This window comes from Pseudomonas sp. AL 58 (assembly GCF_036348395.1).
Classification (GTDB): Bacteria; Pseudomonadota; Gammaproteobacteria; order Pseudomonadales; family Pseudomonadaceae; genus Aquipseudomonas; species Aquipseudomonas defluvii.
Genome location: NZ_JAZBQR010000017.1, coordinates 88,732 through 108,188 on the forward strand (window position 1 = coordinate 88,732; position 19,457 = coordinate 108,188).

The 19,457-nt window shown below is 61.1% G+C and carries 20 protein-coding genes and 3 pseudogenes; 11 read left to right on the forward strand and 12 right to left on the reverse strand.

The genetic code is table 11. The features are described from left to right. Positions 1–4: 4 nt before the first annotated feature. Genes UIA24_RS18140 through aroC form a run of 4 tightly spaced genes read right to left on the reverse strand, consistent with a single transcriptional unit; the run spans position 5 to position 3,472 of the window. Complete coding sequence (locus UIA24_RS18140) at positions 5–550, reverse strand: 1,2-dihydroxy-3-keto-5-methylthiopentene dioxygenase (RefSeq protein WP_065759880.1); 546 nt, start codon at positions 548–550, stop codon at positions 5–7. 26 nt (positions 551–576) lie between these two features. Next, positions 577–1,197, reverse strand: coding sequence for a methylthioribulose 1-phosphate dehydratase (locus tag UIA24_RS18145; RefSeq protein ID WP_102053189.1), 621 nt, complete (start codon positions 1,195–1,197; stop codon positions 577–579). After that, positions 1,194–2,342 carry an MFS transporter gene (locus UIA24_RS18150; RefSeq protein WP_330523483.1) on the reverse strand — a complete coding sequence of 383 codons (1,149 nt, stop codon included), beginning with the start codon at positions 2,340–2,342 and terminating at the stop codon, positions 1,194–1,196. The genes UIA24_RS18145 and UIA24_RS18150 overlap by 4 nt, the downstream gene beginning before the upstream one ends. Before the next feature lie 38 nt (positions 2,343–2,380). Further along, on the reverse strand, positions 2,381–3,472 hold the full coding sequence (gene aroC / locus UIA24_RS18155; protein WP_065759877.1) for a chorismate synthase: 1,092 nt from the start codon (positions 3,470–3,472) through the stop codon (positions 2,381–2,383). 136 nt (positions 3,473–3,608) lie between these two features. Here aroC and UIA24_RS18160 point away from each other — a divergent pair, with 136 nt between their 5' ends. Next, complete coding sequence (locus tag UIA24_RS18160; protein WP_330523484.1) at positions 3,609–4,568, forward strand: alpha/beta hydrolase; 960 nt, start codon at positions 3,609–3,611, stop codon at positions 4,566–4,568. A 106-nt stretch (positions 4,569–4,674) separates the two neighbouring features. After that, positions 4,675–5,472, forward strand: coding sequence for a hypothetical protein (locus tag UIA24_RS18165; protein ID WP_330523486.1), 798 nt, complete (start codon positions 4,675–4,677; stop codon positions 5,470–5,472). Between the two features lie 82 nt (positions 5,473–5,554). Here UIA24_RS18165 and prmB read toward each other — a convergent pair whose 3' ends face one another. Next, positions 5,555–6,463, reverse strand: coding sequence for a 50S ribosomal protein L3 N(5)-glutamine methyltransferase (gene prmB / locus UIA24_RS18170; protein WP_065759874.1), 909 nt, complete (start codon positions 6,461–6,463; stop codon positions 5,555–5,557). A 187-nt stretch (positions 6,464–6,650) separates the two neighbouring features. Between prmB and UIA24_RS18175 the strand changes: the two genes are divergently transcribed. From UIA24_RS18175 to UIA24_RS18195, 5 genes are all read left to right on the forward strand, one after another. Further along, positions 6,651–7,241: a cysteine hydrolase family protein gene (locus UIA24_RS18175; protein WP_065759873.1), complete on the forward strand. Its 591-nt coding sequence runs from the start codon at positions 6,651–6,653 to the stop codon at positions 7,239–7,241. Between the two features lie 68 nt (positions 7,242–7,309). Then, positions 7,310–7,630: a hypothetical protein gene (locus UIA24_RS18180; RefSeq protein WP_065759872.1), complete on the forward strand. Its 321-nt coding sequence runs from the start codon at positions 7,310–7,312 to the stop codon at positions 7,628–7,630. Between the two features lie 53 nt (positions 7,631–7,683). Next, complete coding sequence (locus UIA24_RS18185) at positions 7,684–8,241, forward strand: Smr/MutS family protein (protein WP_065759871.1); 558 nt, start codon at positions 7,684–7,686, stop codon at positions 8,239–8,241. A 69-nt stretch (positions 8,242–8,310) separates the two neighbouring features. Then, positions 8,311–8,856 (forward strand): GTP cyclohydrolase I FolE, encoded by a 546-nt coding sequence (gene folE / locus UIA24_RS18190; protein ID WP_099775492.1) that lies wholly within the window; start codon positions 8,311–8,313, stop codon positions 8,854–8,856. Positions 8,857–8,915: 59 nt separating this feature from the next. Further along, a complete protein-coding gene (locus UIA24_RS18195) occupies positions 8,916–9,287 on the forward strand; it encodes a glutathione S-transferase N-terminal domain-containing protein (protein WP_099775493.1) in 372 nt (123 codons plus the stop codon). Between the two features lie 1,264 nt (positions 9,288–10,551). On the opposite strand, the gene UIA24_RS18200 is transcribed toward UIA24_RS18195, so the two are convergent. Further along, the gene (locus tag UIA24_RS18200) at positions 10,552–11,154 is read right to left on the reverse strand and encodes a glutathione S-transferase family protein (protein WP_065759868.1); all 603 of its coding nucleotides are present in this window, start codon (positions 11,152–11,154) and stop codon (positions 10,552–10,554) included. Between the two features lie 147 nt (positions 11,155–11,301). Here UIA24_RS18200 and UIA24_RS18205 point away from each other — a divergent pair, with 147 nt between their 5' ends. Next, on the forward strand, positions 11,302–12,495 hold the full coding sequence (locus UIA24_RS18205) for a benzoate/H(+) symporter BenE family transporter (protein WP_330523489.1): 1,194 nt from the start codon (positions 11,302–11,304) through the stop codon (positions 12,493–12,495). Between the two features lie 32 nt (positions 12,496–12,527). Here UIA24_RS18205 and UIA24_RS23350 read toward each other — a convergent pair whose 3' ends face one another. Beyond that, a complete protein-coding gene (locus UIA24_RS23350; protein WP_371918270.1) occupies positions 12,528–13,400 on the reverse strand; it encodes a methyl-accepting chemotaxis protein in 873 nt (290 codons plus the stop codon). Beyond that, positions 13,395–14,498 (reverse strand): annotated as a pseudogene (locus UIA24_RS23355) (HAMP domain-containing protein); the annotation flags it as partial. The gene UIA24_RS23350 and the pseudogene UIA24_RS23355, both read right to left, overlap by 6 nt. Before the next feature lie 309 nt (positions 14,499–14,807). Here UIA24_RS23355 and UIA24_RS18215 point away from each other — a divergent pair. Then, positions 14,808–15,812 carry an NADP-dependent oxidoreductase gene (locus UIA24_RS18215; protein ID WP_330523494.1) on the forward strand — a complete coding sequence of 335 codons (1,005 nt, stop codon included), beginning with the start codon at positions 14,808–14,810 and terminating at the stop codon, positions 15,810–15,812. Here UIA24_RS18215 and pyrF read toward each other — a convergent pair. Beyond that, complete coding sequence (gene pyrF / locus UIA24_RS18220; RefSeq protein WP_065759864.1) at positions 15,802–16,503, reverse strand: orotidine-5'-phosphate decarboxylase; 702 nt, start codon at positions 16,501–16,503, stop codon at positions 15,802–15,804. The genes UIA24_RS18215 and pyrF overlap by 11 nt on opposite strands. Positions 16,504–16,649: 146 nt before the next feature. On the opposite strand from pyrF, the gene UIA24_RS18225 reads away from it, so the two are divergent. Continuing rightward, positions 16,650–16,817, forward strand: a complete 168-nt coding sequence (locus tag UIA24_RS18225; protein ID WP_330523491.1) for a DUF2897 family protein — start codon at positions 16,650–16,652, stop codon at positions 16,815–16,817. A gap of 175 nt (positions 16,818–16,992) precedes the next feature. On the opposite strand, the gene UIA24_RS18230 is transcribed toward UIA24_RS18225, so the two are convergent. Next, complete coding sequence (locus UIA24_RS18230; RefSeq protein ID WP_102053178.1) at positions 16,993–17,313, reverse strand: ComEA family DNA-binding protein; 321 nt, start codon at positions 17,311–17,313, stop codon at positions 16,993–16,995. A gap of 273 nt (positions 17,314–17,586) precedes the next feature. Here UIA24_RS18230 and UIA24_RS18235 point away from each other — a divergent pair, with 273 nt between their 5' ends. Next, a complete protein-coding gene (locus UIA24_RS18235) occupies positions 17,587–18,423 on the forward strand; it encodes a lipopolysaccharide kinase InaA family protein (protein WP_330523493.1) in 837 nt (278 codons plus the stop codon). A gap of 18 nt (positions 18,424–18,441) precedes the next feature. Here the strand turns inward: UIA24_RS18235 and UIA24_RS18240 are convergent. Both UIA24_RS18240 and UIA24_RS18245 read right to left on the reverse strand, forming a co-directional pair. Continuing rightward, positions 18,442–18,738 (reverse strand): annotated as a pseudogene (locus UIA24_RS18240) (integrase core domain-containing protein); the annotation flags it as partial. A 16-nt stretch (positions 18,739–18,754) separates the two neighbouring features. Then, a pseudogene (locus UIA24_RS18245) lies at positions 18,755–19,393 on the reverse strand (transposase); the annotation flags it as partial. Between the last annotated feature and the right edge of the window lie 64 nt (positions 19,394–19,457).

The following is a 19,457-nucleotide window of genomic DNA, read 5'->3' on the forward strand; positions in this document are numbered from 1 at the left end:
CCGGTCAGTCGTCGATACGCGGGAATTGATCGGCGATTTTGTCGCCGGTGAACTGCGCTACCCAACCTTCAGGGTTGTTGAACAGGCGAATGGCAACGAAATGCGGGTTCTCGCCCATGTCAAACCAGTGAGGGGTGCCAGCCGGCACCGAGATCAGGTCGTTCTTCTCGCAGAGCACGGCGTAGACATACTCGTCGATGTGCAGGGTAAACAGGCCTCGCCCGGCGACGAAAAAGCGCACTTCGTCTTCCGCATGGCGGTGTTCATCCAGAAACTTGGCACGCAGTTCGGCCTTCTGCGGGTGATCACTGTTCAGGCTCACCACATCGACGGTGATGTAGCCGCACTCGGTCATCAGCTTGTCGATCTGGGCCTGGTAGGCCGCAATCACCTCTTCCTGGCTAGCGCCCGGCTGGATCGGCGCATTGGCGGCCCAACGCTCGAAACGCACGCCCTGCTCTGCCAGGGTCGAGGCGATGTCCTCAACGTGGGTCAGCACCTTGTTCGGGATGTCCGGGGTGGACTGGTGGTACACGGTCAGGCTGCTCATCAGGGGCAACTCCTAGTTGTAGCGACTCAACGACCGGTAACCGATCGCACTTTCAATTCACACTCGAAGAGGAATTCGAAGGCTTCGACCTGACGCAACGCGTCACTCATGCGCGGGCCCCAGGTGTACAGGCCATGGCCACGGATCAGGTAGCCGACGCAGTCGGGGTGTGCCTCAAGCCAGGGCTGAACCTTGGCCGCCAGGCGGGCGATGTCCTGATCGTTCTCGAAAATCGGCACCTGCACCGTCGACTCGTGGGTCGAGATACCACTGAAGGCTTTCTGCAGTTCATAGTCTTCGAACACCAGATAGTCCCCAGCGGTCACTCGTGACAGCACCGTGGCATTGACCGAGTGGGTATGCAGCACGGCCCCGATGTCTGCCCGCCAGGCGTACAACTGGGTATGCAGCAAGGTTTCCGCCGAGGGTTTCTTGCCCGGCTCCAGGCTATTGCCAGCGAGGTCGGTGGCCAGGACATCGTCCACGCCCAGCTGACCTTTGTGCTTGCCGGAGACCGTCAACAGCGCCTGATCCGCCGCCAGGCGGGTGGAATAGTTGCTGCTGGTGGCCGGCGACCAGCCACGGCCATAGAGAAAGCGCCCGGCTTCGATGATTTCCAAGGCCAATTGTTCACGGGTAAGGCTCATGCCCTGTCCTCTTTCATTCGAGTCGCAATGATAACGGCTGCCGCCACGGCAGCGACGCTGGCAATACTAAAGGTTGTAGTGGGGCCCAACGCATTCCAGCTGTAGCCCGAGTACAAGGCACCCAATGCGCCACCGGTGCCAGCCAATGCGGCATACAACGCCTGCCCCTGCCCTTGCTGGCGCGCCCCGAAGCTGCGCTGCACGAAGGCGATGGCTGCAGCATGAAAACTGCCGAAGGTGGCCGCGTGCATCAACTGCGCGACCAGCAACACGGCCAGGTGCTCGGCGTACTCGCCCAGCAGCATCCAGCGTAACGCTGCCAACAGGAAACTGGCCAGCAGCACCCGGCGCAACGACACCCGCGCCATGATCCAGCTCATGGCCAGAAACATCAGCACCTCGGCCACCACGCCCAACGACCAGAGCAGGCCAATGGTGCCACGGCTGTACCCCAGGCGCTCAAGGTGCAAGGTCAGAAAGGTGTAATACGGCCCATGGCTCAATTGCATCAGGGCCACACAGGTATAAAAAGCCAGCACGCCGGGGCGAAGCAATTGCCGGATAAACCCCTCGCCAGCATCGCGCACATGCTGCCCGGGCGGGTGTGCATTGGGCACCCACAGGCTGGCCAGGACGATACCGGCCATGATCACTGCCAGCGCCACCGGGTAGATATCCAGGCTGAGCCATTCGAACAAGCGGCCCAGCCCCGCAACCGCCAGGATAAAGCCGATTGAACCCCACAAGCGGACCTGGCTGTAGCGTGCGGTCTGCCCCTGCAGGTGTGCCAGGGTAATGACCTCGAACTGCGGCAGCACCGCGTGCCAGAAGAACGCATGCAGGGCCATCACCAACGCCAGCCAGGCGTAGCTCTTATCGATGAAGATCAGCGAAAAACTCGCCAGCGTCGACAACGCACCAAGCCGCACGATCAACAGGCGCTGGCCGGTGCGATCGCCCAGCCAGCCCCACAGATTCGGCGCCACGCAGCGCATCAACATGGGGATGGCCACCAGCTCGCCGATCCGCGCACTGGAAAACCCCAGGTGATCGAAGTACAGCGCCAGGAATGGCGCTGTCGAACCGAGCAAGGCGAAATAGAACAGATAGAAGCTGGACAGTCGCCAGTAGGGAATCGGCGCCACGGCTCAAGCGGCCATGGCGCGATCGAACACTCGGGGCATTACAACTGGCCCAGCACCGGCGTGCTGACCTTCACATCGGCATTCTGCCCACGGTGACGCAGCAGGTGGTCCATCAGCACGATGGCCATCATCGCCTCGGCAATCGGGGTAGCACGGATGCCTACGCAAGGGTCGTGGCGCCCTTTGGTGATGACGTCGACCGGGTTACCGTCGATATCGATCGAACGACCCGGGGTGGTAATGCTCGACGTTGGCTTGAGCGCCAGGTGCGCGACAATCGGCTGACCCGAGGAGATACCGCCCAGAATGCCGCCAGCGTTGTTGCTGAGGAAACCTTCCGGGGTGAGCTCGTCGCGGTGTTCGGTACCGCGCTGGGCCACGCTGGCGAAGCCCGCACCGATCTCCACACCCTTGACGGCGTTGATGCTCATCAGTGCATGAGCCAGCTCGGCGTCCAGGCGATCAAAGATCGGCTCGCCCAGGCCAGGCATGACGCCTTCGGCGACAACGGTGATTTTCGCCCCGACCGAGTCCTGGTCGCGACGCAACTGGTCCATGTAGGCTTCCAGCTCTGGCACTTTGTCCGGGTCTGGGCTGAAGAACGCGTTCTGCTCAACCGACTCCCAGGTCTTGAAGGGGATTTCAATCGGGCCCAACTGGCTCATGTAGCCACGAATGGTGATGCCCTGGCTGGCCAGGTACTTCTTGGCGATGGCACCGGCGGCCACCCGCATAGCGGTTTCGCGCGCCGAGCTGCGGCCACCGCCACGGTAGTCACGTACACCGTACTTGTGGTGGTAGGTGTAATCGGCATGCGCCGGGCGGAACAGGTCCTTGATCGCCGAGTAGTCTTTGGACTTCTGGTCGGTGTTGCGGATCAACAGGCCAATTGCGCAGCCGGTGGTACGGCCTTCGAAAACGCCAGAGAGGATTTCGACTTCGTCGTCTTCCTGGCGTTGCGTGGTGTGGCGGCTGGTGCCAGGCTTGCGCCGGTCCAGGTCGTGTTGCAGGTCAGCCAGCGAAAGCTCGAGGCCCGGCGGGCAGCCGTCGACAATGGCGACCAACGCCGGACCATGGCTTTCGCCAGCGGTGGTGACAGTGAACAGCTTGCCATAGGTATTGCCGGACATGCAGGACGCTCCGCGAATCAGCCTGATTTGAACAAGGCCGCCAGTATACGCAGGCTAACCGGCGAGTTCATCCCTGTTGGCGAACCTTCTAGCCCGGCGTGTGTCCAACTTTCATCTCTCCAGCAGCGGCCCTGTAATGTTACGCGCCCTCACCCTGCTTCTTCTGTGCCTCAGCAGCCTCGCCCAAGCGGCGGCCCCCAGCGTTCTACAGCGGCCCCTGGACCTCGATACAGGCGCCGGCATCCTGCGCGGCAGCCTGCTGCTGCCCCGCAGCGAGCGACCGCCGCCCGTGGTGTTGATCATTGCCGGCTCAGGCCCGACCGACCGCGATGGCAACAACCCCAACGGGGCTCACACCGACAACCTCAAGCGCCTGGCGCTGCTGCTCGCACGCAACAATATCGCCAGCGTGCGCTATGACAAACGTGGCGTTGCCGCCAGCCTGGAGGCGACACCCGACGAACGTGACCTGAGCGTCGAGGGTTATGTGGCCGATGCCGTAGCCTGGGGCCGTGCGCTCAACGCCGACCCACGCTTCGGCCCACTGGTGCTGCTGGGCCACAGCGAAGGTGCATTGATCGCCAGCCTCGCGGCCGAACCGGCCGGGGCCAGTGCAGTAATTTCAGTGGCTGGCAGCGGGCGCCCGGTGCATGACGTGCTGCATGCCCAGATTGCCGAGCGCGTACCTGATCGTTACCAAACACGGGCCCAGGCGATCATCGACCAGCTCAAAGCCGGCCATACATCGAGCGACGTGCCCCCGCCCTTGCAGGACATTCTGCGCCCCAGCGTTCAACCCTATTTGATTTCACTGTTCCGGCAAGACCCGGCAGCCACCTTTGCCCGTCTGAAAATCCCGGCGCTGATCGTGCAAGGCAACCATGACGTGCAGGTCAGTGTCGACGATGCCCTGCGCCTGAAGGCCGCCAAACCCGATGCCGAACTGGCACTGATCGAGGGCATGAACCATATGCTGCGGATCGCCCCGGCTGACGTGCACCAGCAACAGCAAAGCTACCTCAACCCGGCGCTGCCACTGGCCAGCGCACTGGGCGAGAGAATCGTCGAGTTTATTCGTCGATTGCCGGCAGCTTGAGCAGAAGTTCCGGAAAAATGCACTCCAGTCCAGGCCAACCCTGCCGATAAGCCGGTGCTGGCATCCAAATTACGGCCAGCCTGCTGCGCACAAGAGGATTGCCGTGATGACCGATGTCCCACCCCAGGATGCCCCCGAAGCAAGCGCCGAAACGGTCGCTCCAGAACCTGCCCCGCTGCCGTGGGAAGACCTGAAGCCGGAGCACTTTCGCATGCTGCGCCTGGCCCCACTGCCGACCGACCGGGCCACCGGTGCGCGGCCCTTGCGTTTCGTCCAGTACGGCTATGCCGAACGGCACAGCAAGACGCACAGCCTGCTGCGCATGGAGATTCGTCTGCCTGGGCAAAAAGTGCGCAAGGAGCAGAATCGCCTGGACATCCGCGTCGACCATGAGACGCACCACGTGAGCTTGGGCCCTGACAGTGGCCTGCAGATGGAGCCCCTGAACCGTGGCCTCGGACGTTTTCTGCTGGCTCAAGGGGTGCAGTGGGCACAACAAAAGTGGTCGCACTACCGGATCGAGGGTGCGGCACTCCCGAGCAAGGACGCGCTGAACGAAGACACCCGCCAACGCCGTGACCATGTGCTGAAAAACGTCGGGCTGGAGGTCGAGTACGCCGATGTCCAGCACATGAAGGGGCGCTACCTGGAAGTGCAGGTGGGTGAGCTCAAGGGTGGCTGGAACAACGAGAAGGTCCAACAGGTCGAGATCATCGAGGCTGCGGGCATGCTCCAGCAGGCCGAACAGACCCTGCAGGAAAAAGAAACGCAACTGCGTGAGCGGGACGAGCGCGTGAACAAATACAAGCGCGAGGACAGCGGCCTGCGCTTCACCATCACCTGCCTGGTCGCCTTCGCCGTGTTCCAGGCCGGGCTGCTGATCTGGATTGCAACCCAACGCTGACAACCTGCAGGTGCTATCGCTGGCAAGCGCCCCACCGTACTTGTGGGGTTTGGCTTGCCAACGATACAGACGCCGTTAGCGCTTACACCCGCGAAGCAAACAGCGCCTGATGCTCACGGCACTGCTGCGCCGTCAGCATGAATACGCCGTGACCACCGCGCTCGAAGTCCAGCCAGGCAAAATCCACCTCGGGGTACAAGGCCGACAGGTGCACCTGGCTGTTGCCCACTTCGACAATCAACAAGCCCTTCTCGGTCAGGTGATCCGCCGCTTCAGCCAGCATCCGCCGGACCAGGTCCAGGCCATCGTCGCCACAGGCAAGGCCCAGCTCCGGCTCATGGTGGTACTCCTGAGGCATGTCGGCGAAGTCTTCGGCATCGACATACGGCGGGTTGGACAGGATCAGGTCGAAACGCTGACCCGGCAGCCCCTCGAAGCCATCGCCCTGAACCGTAAAGACGCGCTCTTCCAGGCCATGACGCTCGATGTTCTGATTGGCGACTTCCAATGCCTCGAAGGACAGGTCGGCCAGCACCACTTCAGCGTCCGGGAACACTTCGGCACTGACGATACCAATGCAGCCAGAGCCGGTGCACAGGTCAAGAATGCGCTGCGGCTCTGCCGCCAACCACGGCTCGAAACGCTTTTCGATCAACTCGCCAATGGGTGAGCGCGGAATCAGTACACGCTCGTCGACGATGAACGACATACCGCAGAACCACGCCTCACCCAACAGGTAAGCCGTCGGAACGCGGTCTTCGATACGACGCTTGAGCAGAGCCTGAAGGTGCGCTACTTCCTCGTCTTCGAGGCGGCAGTCAAGGTAGCTGTCGGCCACTTCCCATGGCAGGTGAACTGCGCCCAGCACCAGCAGGCGCGCCTCGTCCCAGGCGTTGTCGGCGCCATGGCCGAAGAACAGCTCCTTCTCGTGAAAACGGCTGACAGCCCAACGAATATGGTCGCGCAGGGTGCGCAGGCGGGAAGTGGTCACGGTAGACTCCTAGAGAAACGACCGGCGATTCTAACAGCCTGGCCAGGAATATGGCTGCCCATGACGTTTTAAGCGATTGGCCAACATGGCTGCAGGCCACTAACCACGCCGCTTGTACGCTAAGCGATTCACATCTGCGTCCAAGCAGGGGAGAATAGGCGAAAAGCCCTATCCAAAGGAGCCCCTGATGTCCGTTCCAATGACGATGTTCCACCTCAGCGGTCGCGGTTATCCGCCGGCCAAGCTGAGTAACGCCAGCCTGGTGATTATCGATGCGCAGAAAGAGTACCTGAGTGGTCCTCTGGCGCTGTCAGGCATGGACGAAGCCGTGGCCAACATCGGCAAACTGCTCGACGCGGCGCGCAAGGCCGGCCGACCAGTGATTCACGTACGCCACCTCGGTACGGTTGGCGGCCTGTTCGACCCACAGGGCGAACGTGGCGAGTTCATCCCCGGCCTCGAGCCACAGGGCGATGAAGTCATCATCGAAAAACGCATGCCTAACGCGTTCAAGAACACCAAGCTTCATGAGGAACTGCAGAAACTCGGTCATCTGGACCTGATTGTCTGCGGCTTCATGAGCCACTCCAGCGTCAGCACCACCGTACGTCGGGCCAAGGACTACGGCTACCGCTGCACCCTGGTCGAAGACGCCTGCACCACCCGCGACCTGCCCTTCAAGGGCGGCGTGATACCCGCAGCGCAGATCCAGCAAAGTGAAATGGCGATCATGGCCGACAACTTTGCCTGCGTGACCCAAGTCGCTAGCCTGATTTGACCTGACAGCTGGCGGAACCACATCGGTACTTTCAGGTCGAAGGCCCGATATCCATAGAGGAAATCGGAATGAAGTTATCCGATGGTTTCGACGCCAAGCGCCTTCGCTCACGCGAACCGCGTAATTGGTCAATGCGTTTTGCGGCTGCCTTTTCGGCCCTGCTGGCGACCCTTGGCGTACTGCTGGCGATGGCTGGCACCGCCAGCCTGTTTGGCCATGCACCCGCCTTGGGCGAGCTGGCCAACAACCGTGCCGCGGCGGCTGTCATCGTCGGCGCGGGCGTGTTGCTGCTGTGGCTGGGCGTATGGCTGTGGCGCCGTTGCCGGGCACGGCTGCGGCGTGGCCGGGAACTCAACCTGGCACCACACTTGATGAAAAAGCACGATTGAATTAACGAGACGCGGGGAGTCGCGTAAACTGCGCCGCCCAGGCGGAGGCTTACATGCAAGACGACGATTTTTCCCTGTTCAAGAGCGAAGTGCGCGGCGTCAAGCCGATCAAGCATGATCGCGCAGAGATTGGCAAACCCAAGGCCGACCGCAAGCAATTGGCCGGCCTGCGCCAAGCCGCAACCGTGCGCAGCGACCAGACAATAGTCGACGGGCTTTCCGACCAGTTCGTGATCGATGTCGGCCCGGAAGATGACCTGCACTGGAGCCGTGACGGTGTCCAGGAAAGCCAGATGCGCAAGCTCAAGCTTGGGCAGATCGCCTTTGAGGGCAGCCTCGACCTGCATGGCATGAGCGTGGAAAAAGCCCGGGAAACCCTCTGGGACTTCCTCGCCGAAGCCACCCGCTTCGAGGTGCGCTGTGTACGGGTCACCCACGGCAAGGCGGTACGCCTGGATGGCAAACGGCCAATGATCAAGAGCCACGTCAACACCTGGCTGCGTCAACATCCGCAGGTGCTGGGTTTCACCTCCTGCCAGGCCCGTCACGGCGGCACTGGCGCGGTGTATGTCATGCTCAAACGTACCATGCTCGAAGGACGCGACGAGTAAGCTGTGCTTGCAGCGCCGCCGCCGCCGCCGTACCCTTCGCGTTTGCGATTATTCCCCACAGGTAGATCCATGTCCCTGGAACAGAACTACACCGCGATCCTCGGCCAACTGGGCGAGGATGTCTCCCGCGAGGGCCTGCTCGACACGCCCAAGCGTGCCGCGAAGGCCATGCAGTACCTTTGCCGCGGTTATTCCCAAACCCTGGAAGAGGTGACCAACGGAGCGCTGTTCAGCTCCGACAACAGCGAAATGGTCCTGGTCAAGGACATCGAGCTGTACTCGCTGTGCGAGCACCACCTGCTGCCGTTCATCGGCAAGGCGCATGTTGCCTACATCCCATCTGGCAAGGTGCTGGGCCTGTCGAAAGTCGCGCGTATCGTCGACATGTATGCCCGCCGCCTGCAGATCCAGGAAAACCTCAGCCGCCAGATCGCCGATGCTGTCCAGCAAGTGACTGGCGCCCTCGGCGTGGCCGTGGTCATTGAAGCCAAGCACATGTGCATGATGATGCGCGGCGTAGAAAAGCAGAACTCGTCCATGGTCACCTCGGTGATGCTGGGTGAGTTCCGCGAAAATGCCGCCACCCGCAGCGAGTTCCTCAACCTGATCAAGTGATCGGTTGTACACCTTCAAGCCGACCTCACGGGGTCGGCTTTTTATTGTGAGATGCCGTCATGATCGTCAAAGCCCTTCGCATTGGCCTCGGCCAACTGATCGTCGTTCTCGACCTGATCACCCGCCCGCGCAAACTCAAGCGTGACCCGGCCGCACAAGCCAAGATCGAACAGCATGCAAAAGGCCTGAGCCTGTATCAGTTCCACGCCTGCCCTTTCTGCGTGAAAACCCGCCGCACCCTGCACCGCCTCAACGTGCCAGTGGCCCTGCGTGATGCAAAGAACGACGAACAGCATCGCCAGGCCCTGCTGGAAGGTGGCGGCAAGATCAAAGTACCGTGCCTGCGCATCGAAGAAGACGGCAAGACCACCTGGATGTATGAATCCAAGGCGATCATCGCGTACCTGGATCAGCGCTTCTCAGCAGCCTGAGGCGACGCCATCGCAGGCAAGCCAGCTCCAACAGACCCCACGTAACCTGTAGGAGCCGGGCTTGCCCGCGATGCAAACGCCGCGAACTCGCTGACACCCCACCGACGCCATCGCAGGCAAGCCTGCTCCAACAGAGCCCGCGCAAAGCTGTAGGAGCGGGTCTTGCCCGCGATGCAGCCACCGCGAACCCACTGACACCCCGCCGAAGCCATCGCAGGCAAGCCAGCTCCAACAGACCCCACGTAACCTGTAGGAGCCGGGCTTGCCCGCGATGCAAACGCCGCGAACTCACTGTCACCGCGCCGACGCCATCGCAGGCAAGCCAGCTCCAACAGACCCCACGTAACCTGTAGGAGCCGGGCTTGCCCGCGATGCAAACACCGCGAACCCACTGACACCCCACCGACGCCATCGCAGGCCAACCAGCTCCAACAGAGCCCGCGCAACCTGTAGGAGCCGGGCTTGCCCGCGATGCAGACACCGCGAACTCACTGTCACCGCGCCGACGCCATCGCAGGCAAGCCAGCTCCAACAGACCCCGCGCCAGCTGTAGGAGCCGGGCTTGCCCGCGATGCAGACGCCGCGAGCTCACTGACACCCCACCGACGCCATCGCAGGCCAACCTGCTCCAACAGAGCCCGCGCCAGCTGTAGGAGCCGGGCTTGCCCGCGATGCAGACGCCGCGTACTCACGGGCACCCCGCCGACGCCATCGCAGGCAAGCCAGCTCCAACAGGCCCCGCGCCAGCTGTAGGAGCCGGGCTTGCCCGCGATGCAGACGCCGCGAGCTCACTGACACCCCACCGACGCCATCGCAGGCCAACCTGCTCCAACAGAGCCCGCGCCAGCTGTAGGAGCCGGGCTTGCCCGCGATGCAGACGCCGCGTACTCACGGGCACCCCGCCGACGCCATCGCAGGCAAGCCTGCTCCAACAGAGCCCGCGCAACCTGTAGGAGCCGGGCTTGCCCGCGATGCAAACGCCGCGAACTCACGGGCACCCCGCTGACGCCATCGCAGGCAAGCCAGCTCCAACAGAAAATGCAACCTGTAGGCGCCGCGTACTCACGGTCACCCCACCGACGCCATCGCAGGCAAGCCAGCTCCAACAGGCCCCGCGCCAGCTGTAGGAGCCGGGCTTGCCCGCGATGCAAACGCCGCGCACTCACTGGCACCCCGCCGAGGCCATCGCAGGCAAGCCAGCTCCAACAGAAAACCCACATGCCCTGCGCGGCCCACCGAGGCAGGCGCCGCGACTTCAGGATAGTTAGCCCAGCATGGTCACATGGCGTGGATGGCTGGCCACGCGCTTGAGCCATGCCTGGATCGCCGGGTAACCAGAAAGGTCGAAGCCGCCTTCATGGGCGACATGGGTGTAGGCATACAAGGCCACGTCGGCAATCGAATACTCATCGCCCACCAGATAAGGCGTTAGCTGCAGCTGCTTCTCCATCACCCGCAAGGCCTTGTGCCCGCCTTTTTGCAGCTTCTTGTACTCGTCCAGCCGGTCTTCAGGCAGCCTCAGGTAGAACTGGATGAAACGCGCCACGGCCAGGTAAGGCTCATGGCTGTACTGCTCGAAAAACTGCCATTGCAGCACCTGGGTTCGCAGGCGCGGCTCGGTGGGCAAATACTCCGTACCGTCCGCGAGGAAGTTCAAAATGGCGTTGGACTCCCACAGGCAGGTGCCGTCCTCAAGCTCCAGCACCGGCACCTTGCCGTTAGGGTTCTTGGCAAGAAACTCGGGGGTCTCGGTGTCGCCACTGAGGATGTTGATGGGGTGCCACTCATAGGGCAGGTTCAGCAGGTGGAGCATCAGCTTGATCTTGTAGCAGTTGCCCGACTGGTAATCACCATAGACCTTGTACATTTCCCCTCCCCTTTTGAGTGCTGAAACGAAACTGTCTGCAATAGTTGGTGACTGTACGGCCAAATGCAACGATTGCTGTACTGCAAACATCGCGGTAGTGCAGGTTAGTCTGAAAAATCTGCTTACACACGAACAAGGACTGCCCGCATGACCGACGCCACTTCTGCGCACCTGCGCCCACTGGCCGACTCTTCACCCTCCGCAGTGGTCGCCGGCTTTATCGCCATGCTCACCGGCTACACCAGTTCATTGGTATTGATGTTCCAGGCGGGTCAGGCGGCTGGGCTTAGCAGCGGGCAAATTTCTTCCTGGATCTGGGCCCTGTCGATTGGCATGGCGGTTTGCAGCATCGGCCTGTCGTTACGCTACCGCACACCGGTGACCATCGCCTGGTCAACCCCGGGGGCAGCGTTGTTGATTACCAGCCTGGGCGGCGTCAACTATGGCGAAGCCATCGGTGCCTACATCACCTGCGCCGTGCTGGTGGTGATCTGCGGCCTGACCGGGAGCTTCGAGCGCTTGGTCAAGCGAATCCCAGCCTCACTGGCGTCGGCCTTGCTGGCGGGCATTCTGTTCAAGATCGGCAGCGAGATTTTCATTGCAGCCCAGCACCGCACCCTGCTGGTACTGGGGATGTTCTTCAGCTACCTGGTGATCAAGCGCCTCTCGCCTCGCTATGCGGTGCTCGCGGCCTTGCTGGTGGGTACGGCGCTGTCCGGCGCCCTTGGCCTGCTGGACTTCAGCGGCTTCAGCCTGGAAGTGGCAACGCCGGTGTGGACAACCCCGTCCTTCTCACTCGCCGCCACCATCAGCATTGGTATCCCGCTGTTTGTCGTCGCCATGACGTCGCAAAACATGCCAGGTATCGCTGTGCTGCGCGCCGATGGTTATCAAGTGCCAGCCTCGCCACTGATCACGGTTACTGGCCTAGCCTCGCTGGTGCTGGCACCGTTCGGCTCGCACGGCATCAACCTTGCCGCCATCAGCGCGGCCATCTGCACCGGCCCGCATGCCCACGAAGACCCGAGCAAGCGCTACACCGCCGCCGTCTGGTGCGGGATTTTCTACGGTATTGCCGGGGTATTCGGGGCGACGCTGGCGGCCTTGTTCGCGGCGCTGCCCAAGGAGCTGGTGCTGTCGATTGCCGCCCTGGCGCTGTTTGGCTCGATCATGAACGGGTTGACCGTGGCCATGAACGAAGCCAAGGAGCGTGAAGCAGCACTGATCACCTTTATGGTCACCGCCTCGGGCTTCACGCTGTTTTCCGTGGGTTCGGCGTTCTGGGGGATCGTGGCTGGGGTACTGACGCTAATGATTCTGAACTGGCGCAAGGCCGCCTGAGCGCGGCGGCCTTAGGTGGGCAGCACCAGCCCTCACAAGCGGAAGTGCCCGACCATCCCTTTCAACTCGGTGCCCAGCTGTGCCAGTTCAATACTTGAACTGGCATTGCCCTGCATGGCCAGCGCGGACTGATCAGCACTGCAGCGAATGTTGCTGACGCTACGATTGATCTCCTCCGCCACCGAACTCTGCTGCTCGGCAGCGGCGGCAATCTGCTGATTCATCTGCTGAATCAACGACACTGCAGCCGCAATACTGCCCAAGGCACTCTCCGTCTGCAGTGCATCGGCAACGGCCAGTTTGACCAGCTCACCACTGCCCTGAATCTGTTCAACCGAAGCCTGGGCGTTACTGCGCAGGCTGCTGACCAACCGCTCGATTTCTTCGGTGGACTGCTGGGTACGCTTGGCCAGTGCCCGCACCTCATCCGCGACCACCGCAAAACCACGCCCCTGCTCGCCTGCCCGTGCGGCTTCGATGGCCGCGTTGAGCGCCAGCAGGTTGGTCTGCTCCGCCACGCTCTTGATCACCTCGAGCACCTTGCCGATGTTCTGCACCTCGGCACTCAAGCGCTCGATGCCTTCACTGGCCGACGTGGAAGCACTGGCCAACGCCTCGATACGCTGCATGCTCTGGCGCACCACCTGATGGCCGCTCTCAACCTTGTCATCCGCCGCCTGGGCCGCTTGAGCGGCTTCTTCGGCATTGCGGGCCACATCGTGAACGGTCGCGGTCATCTGGTGCATGGCCGTGGCAACCTGTTCCGTTTCCTCCTTCTGGCTGCTGACCTCACGGTTAGTCTGCTCGGTGACGGCCGACAACGACTGAGCATTGCCGGCCAACTGCTCGATACCTACCTGCAACCCACTGACGATACCCGCCAGGCCACTGCCCATCTGCTGCATGGCCAGAAGCAACTGGCCCACCTCATCATGCCGATCAACGGCAATGTCGCCGCTCAAATCGCCAGCAGCGATCTGCTGGGCACGGCCAATCACCCGGCGCAACGGCCCAACGATTGCCCGCGTAATCAACCATGCGGCAACAACACCCACCACCAGCGCCAACAGTGAAGCGGCAATAATCAGCCAGGTGTTGCGCCCAAGCTCAGCCTGCATGGCTGCTTCTTCGGCGGTCGACGCCTGATCGACCTGCGCCATGACCTGCTCGGCGCGCTGCTGCAGCTGCTGTTTAAGTTGTTGTTCGCGGGCCAGCAGGTCGGTGTATTCGCCGAGTTTCTCGCCAAAGCTGGCAATATGGGTGGCCACCTCCGTGAGCACGGCCTGGTAACCGGCATCCTGCACACTGCCCTTCAATTGCGCGACCAGCGCTGCCGCTTGCTCCGCCTGCTCGATACGCCCCTGACGAACGTCCTCTGCGCCCTTGCGGCTCTGCTCCAGCCGTACCCGGGCCTCGTCCATGGCCAGCAGCATCAGCCGCGCCACCTGGGCGACCTGACCGGCCTGCTCAACGAACTCTGCCCCTCGCGTGCCCTGCGAGTCTTTCAGGGTCCAGGTGCCGTCATCCGCGAGCCCGGCTTGCAAGACGTCAAGGTTGTTGGCCACGCTGGAGACCGACCAATTGGCCATGTCCAGCGCCAGCTCCTTGGCCTGAGTCAACTCGACGACCTGGTCGAATGCCTGGCGATAGGCAAGCAGTGACGGCTCGACACTCGCGCTGGCCAGCTGCGGCAGTTCGCGGGCCTGCGCCTGCAAAACCTCCACCCCTTGGTGCAAGGCTTCAACCGCCTTGGGATCGGACGTCAGCGCGTAAGTCTGCTCACGCAGGCGTACCTGCAACAACGCATCGTTGACCGCAGTCATTTGCTTGAGGCCATCGAACCGTTTGCCTACTCCAAACAACGCGGCAACACCCAGCCCCGCTACCAGCGTCGTCAACAACAACACCAGGCTAAACCCAAGGCCCATCTTGCGAGCCATTCCCCAATTGGCAAAACCACCCTTGCTGGCCGAATTCATTGCGCCCCGCTCCCCTGCTGCCATCCCGGAAACCCCGGAAAATCCCCAGGACGCAGAGTGGCAATCACGCAAGCCGCCGCACAAGCCTTTGGCGTCGGAATAATGGCAAAAAGCTAGGTGTGCGTCGTTTTCAGTAACCTGAAGGTCGCGCTGAAGATGCCTGGGTTACTGCCTGAAAATACCCGCAGTACGTGACAGGCCACATTCGGCAAACAGCCCTTCAGGCTCAATCACCCAGATCAATCATCGAGTATTTCGCCAAACGCTAACCCTTGCCGATAAAGCCCGCAGGGGCTATGAACAGGCTTGACCTTTTCATTAGAGAACGACGCCATGCCCGCCTTGAACAACCGCCGTTTCCTGCTCGCCAAACGCCCAGTGGGCGCCGTGACGCGGGATGACTTCACCTTTGAGCAGGTGCCCGTCGACGAACCGGCAGACGGCCAGGTGCTGGTCAAAAACCTCTACCTGTCACTAGACCCGGCCATGCGCGGCTGGATGAATGAGGGCAAGTCGTACATTGCGCCGGTGGCACTCGGTGAAGTGATGCGTGCCCTGGGCGTTGGCGAAGTGATCGCCTCGAAACACCCCGACTTCGCCGTGGGCGACTACGTCAACGGCGCACTCGGCGTACAAGACTACTTCCTCGGGGAGCCCAAAGGCTTCTACACCATCGACCCACGGCTGGCACCGCTGCCGCGCTACCTGTCGGCACTGGGCATGACCGGCATGACCGCCTACTTCGCCCTGCTGGACGTTGGCGCACCCAAGGCCGGTGAAACCGTGGTGATATCCGGCGCGGCCGGTGCGGTTGGCAGCATCGCCGGGCAGATCGCCAAGCTCAAAGGGTGTCGCGTGGTCGGCATTGCCGGTGGGCAGGAAAAATGCCGCTACCTGATCGATGAGCTGGGCTTCGATGGCGTCATTGACTACAAAACCGAAGACGTCCTCGAAGGCCTCAAGCGCGAGTGCCCCAAGGGTGTGGATATCTACTTCGACAATGTTGGCGGCGACATCCTGGATGCCGTGCTCAGCCGCCTGAACTTCAAGGCGCGAGTGGTGATTTGCGGCGCCATCAGCCAGTACAACAACAAGCAGGCGGTCAAAGGGCCGGCCAACTACCTGTCGCTACTGGTGAATCGGGCACGGATGGAAGGCTTTGTGGTGATGGACCACGCCCCGCAGTTTGCCGCCGCCGCGCAGGAAATCGCCGGCTGGCTGGCCACCGGCATGCTGAAAAGCCGGGAGGACGTGGTCGAAGGGCTGGAAACCTTCCCCGAAACCCTGTTGAAGCTGTTTAACGGGGAAAATTTCGGCAAGCTGGTGCTTAAGCCCTGATCTCGGCAACCACGTCGGCCAGCGCCTTGGCTGGATCGGCGGCCTGGCTGATCGGACGACCGATCACCAGGTAGTCGGAGCCGGCATCCAGCGCCTGACGAGGTGTCAGGATACGGCGCTGGTCATCCTGAGCGCTGCCCGCAGGGCGGATACCCGGGGTGACCAGTTGCAGCGACGGGTGAGCTGCCTTCAGCGCCGGGGCTTCCAGAGCCGAGCAGACCAGGCCGTCCATACCGGCCTTCTCGGCCAGCGCAGCCAGGCGCAGCACCTGCTCTTGCGGCTCGATGTCCAGACCGATGCCGGCCAGGTCTTCGCGCTCCATGCTGGTGAGCACGGTAACACCAATCAGCAGCGGCTGAGGGCCGCTGCGCTGGGCCAGCACGTCACGGCAGGCCGCCATCATGCGCAGGCCACCGGAGCAATGCACGTTCACCATCCACACGCCCATTTCGGCAGCCGCTTTGACAGCCATGGCGGTGGTGTTCGGAATGTCGTGGAATTTCAGGTCGAGAAACACCTCGAAGCCTTTTTCACAGAGGCTCTCGACGATGCCCGAAGCGCTGCTGGTGAACAGCTCCTTACCGACTTTGACCCGGCACAGGCTAGGGTCCAGCTGATCGGCCAGCTTCAAGGCGGCGTCACGGGAGGGGAAATCCAGGGCGACGATAATAGGCGTCTGGCAGACGGACATGGGCAAGTCTCTTGGCAAGTCGAAATCGGCGCGCATTGTAGCCGATGCAGCGGCGCAAGGGGGCCCACTGATGACGAATTCGCCGTCAACCCGCTAGCCCTCTTATACTTCAGGTACTACACCCAACACTGGACAAGGAGCACCCCATGCCTTGGTATGCCTGGTTGATCATGGTGGTTGCCCTTGGCTCCATCATAGGCGGCCTGATGCTGCTGCGCGACACCGCACAAAAACTGCCGCTGACCGAAGAACAGCTCAAGCGCATTCACGAACGCAACGCCGAAATGGACGCCAAAGACGCCAAGGACCGCTAAACATGCGGGACCGAGCCCGCCCGAAAAAATGGACTGCCCACCAAGGGATGGATTTGTGTCCAATTTCTCGGAGGCAGTCCAAAAAGTAGGAGCGGGCTTGCCCGCGATGGAAGGCAACACCTCCCCAGCGCCAAACGCTCACAACGCCGCGCCGACACATCCGCCCCACTCCCGATCAGTTAACCGTCAACTTATCGCGATTGCGCTCCAGCAGCGCTTTGCCAATACCCTTGACCTCCAGCAGCTCATCAACCGACGCAAAGTCACCGTGAGCCTCACGGTAGGCGACGATAGCCTCGGCCTTGGCTTTACCGATACCGGTCAATTCACTTTGCAGGGCAGCGGCACTGGCTTTATTCAAATCAACCTTACCCACGCTTTGCTCAACAACAACCTGAGCGACAGGCTGGGCCGGGGCCGTTGGCGCCGCCGAAGCGGGCAATGAAAAGGTCGCGAACAGGGCTAACAGCAGAGAGGACAAGTACATATGGCGCATAAGGTGACACTCCTTAGGTCGTTTGCTTGCTGAGGCAGCTTTTCCTTGGCTGCCCCTGAAACCTAGCCCCTGAGTGCCGTGCGTCAAACGCGATAAGCCGAGGATTTTTTACTAAATTCGACAACGCGTTCGCCCCCAGCCTTGCCTGCATACCTCAACAGACACCCACCCAAACGAATGCAAAATTCGTAAAGGAAATGTAAAAAAAATGTAAAAAAACCTAAAAATGCTATGTTCATCAGTCACATGGCATTTTGATATAGGTCTTCAAACGTGGGCAGGGATGCGAAACAACTGGTCAAGGACTTCCCTTTTACCTACACCCATCAGCGCTCGACCCTGCACTTCAGCACGCCGATTACGCCCCGTGTCGCTGATGCGATGAAACATTTGCTAAACCAGGCACGCCAAGACAAACGCGTGAGTGCGCCGGTACTCAGCAGCGGTTGCCGCCTGTTCGCAAAACGCCAGCCTATCGACACCTTCAAGAAAAAAATGCGTATCGCCAGAGGCAGCGCCAAACGCTGCGGTATGTATGACTGGCCCATAGAAGAGTTGATGAACACGGCTGAAGCCCAACGGCGCGGTGTACGCGTGCCGTCGTTGATCGCCTTTGGCTACACCCGCTCGCCTGTGGGGCTGGCAAACGACGTGATCATCATCACCGAGCTACTGCCCGACCACACCGATGGCCTGGAATGGGTGAATGCCAACCCTCATGGGGTAGAACACCTCATTGCAAAAGCGTTCGAATTGCTGCAAGCCCTGAACAGCAAAGGCATCATCCACATGGACCTGTGGGCCGCGAATGTGATGCTCGCCAATACCGGCGACGCCCCTGCCCATGCCATCGACCTTGAGAACTGCTTCCTGAAAGCGCCCGAAAACCTGAGCGAAACCCTGGGTTTTCAGTTTGGCTTTTTCTACCACCGGGAAATTTATCGCTTCATCACAGAAGCACGGTACGACGCGCTGGTGTACGACGCACTGAAAGCGTACCCGGCTGTGGATAAGTCACGGTTTGCCAAGGTGTACGAGGAGAGCAAGCACCAGCATATTGGGCGCAAGGAACGGCGGGGGGTGTTTTGTGGTGAGGTGGTTCTGGGGTGAGTGCTGGGATTGTAGTGGTCAACTAATCCCGGATACTGCGTTAAGTTTTTCTTCGGCAACAGCGGGCGCCAGCCCGCTGTTGAACTGATGCGGTCGCTGCCAGTTGTAGCGCTGCATCAGAAACCGACCAATATCCTGCTGTGCCAGCGAAGCACTCATATAGCCCACGGTCGGTACCCATTCCGTTTTCAGGCTGCGAAACAACCGTTCCATCGGTGCATTATCGTGGCAGTTTCCACGCCAACTCATGCTCTGCTTGAAGCGATAACGCCACAGCCGCTGACGGAAGCTTCGGCTGCTGTATTGGCTTCCTTGGACGCCCTTCTAAACGTCAAGTGGATATTGCGACTTGGTTGATGATGCGGTTTCGGCTTTGGATGATGCCGTAAACTTCTCTCGCGATATACCGCTTGAGGCATCGGATCGCCTCAAGCTTTGAGTGGCCTTCCGCGATACGCCTGCTGACATAAGCCTGGGTTCGAGCGTCTGTCCTCAGCCTCCCGATTGCGATGATGTGCAAAGCGCTATTGGCAGCACGGTCGCCACCTCGATTGAGGCGATGACGGCTAACCTTTCCTGAAGATGCCTGGACAGGGCTGACGCCACAAAGGGCAGCGAAACTAGATTCTGAGCGGAAGCGATCGCTGTTGTCTCCAGCTGTCAGGAGAAGCTGAGCGGCTGTCTCATAACCGATGGCATTGCGAGAAACCAAGTCTGGCGCAAGATCGTCAACCAAGCCCGCAATCATAACGTCCAGATCGGCTATTTCATCATGTAGTTCCAGATACCGTCTGCCCAGTGTTTTTAGGGCTATTCGATATGCGGACGCGAGCTGACGGTAGTCAGATAAATCCGGCCGCGACGCTGCCAGCATTCGAATCAACTGCATTCGCGTCAGTTTTCGTAATGTCTCGCGAAGCTCATCTGGCGCGCTGACGATGGTGTTCTGAATAAGTTGTTTGTCGAAGCGCGTGACGATTCGGCGGTTCTCTTTCAGCCAGCCGAACATGCGCTCGATGATGTTGCGCTGTCGA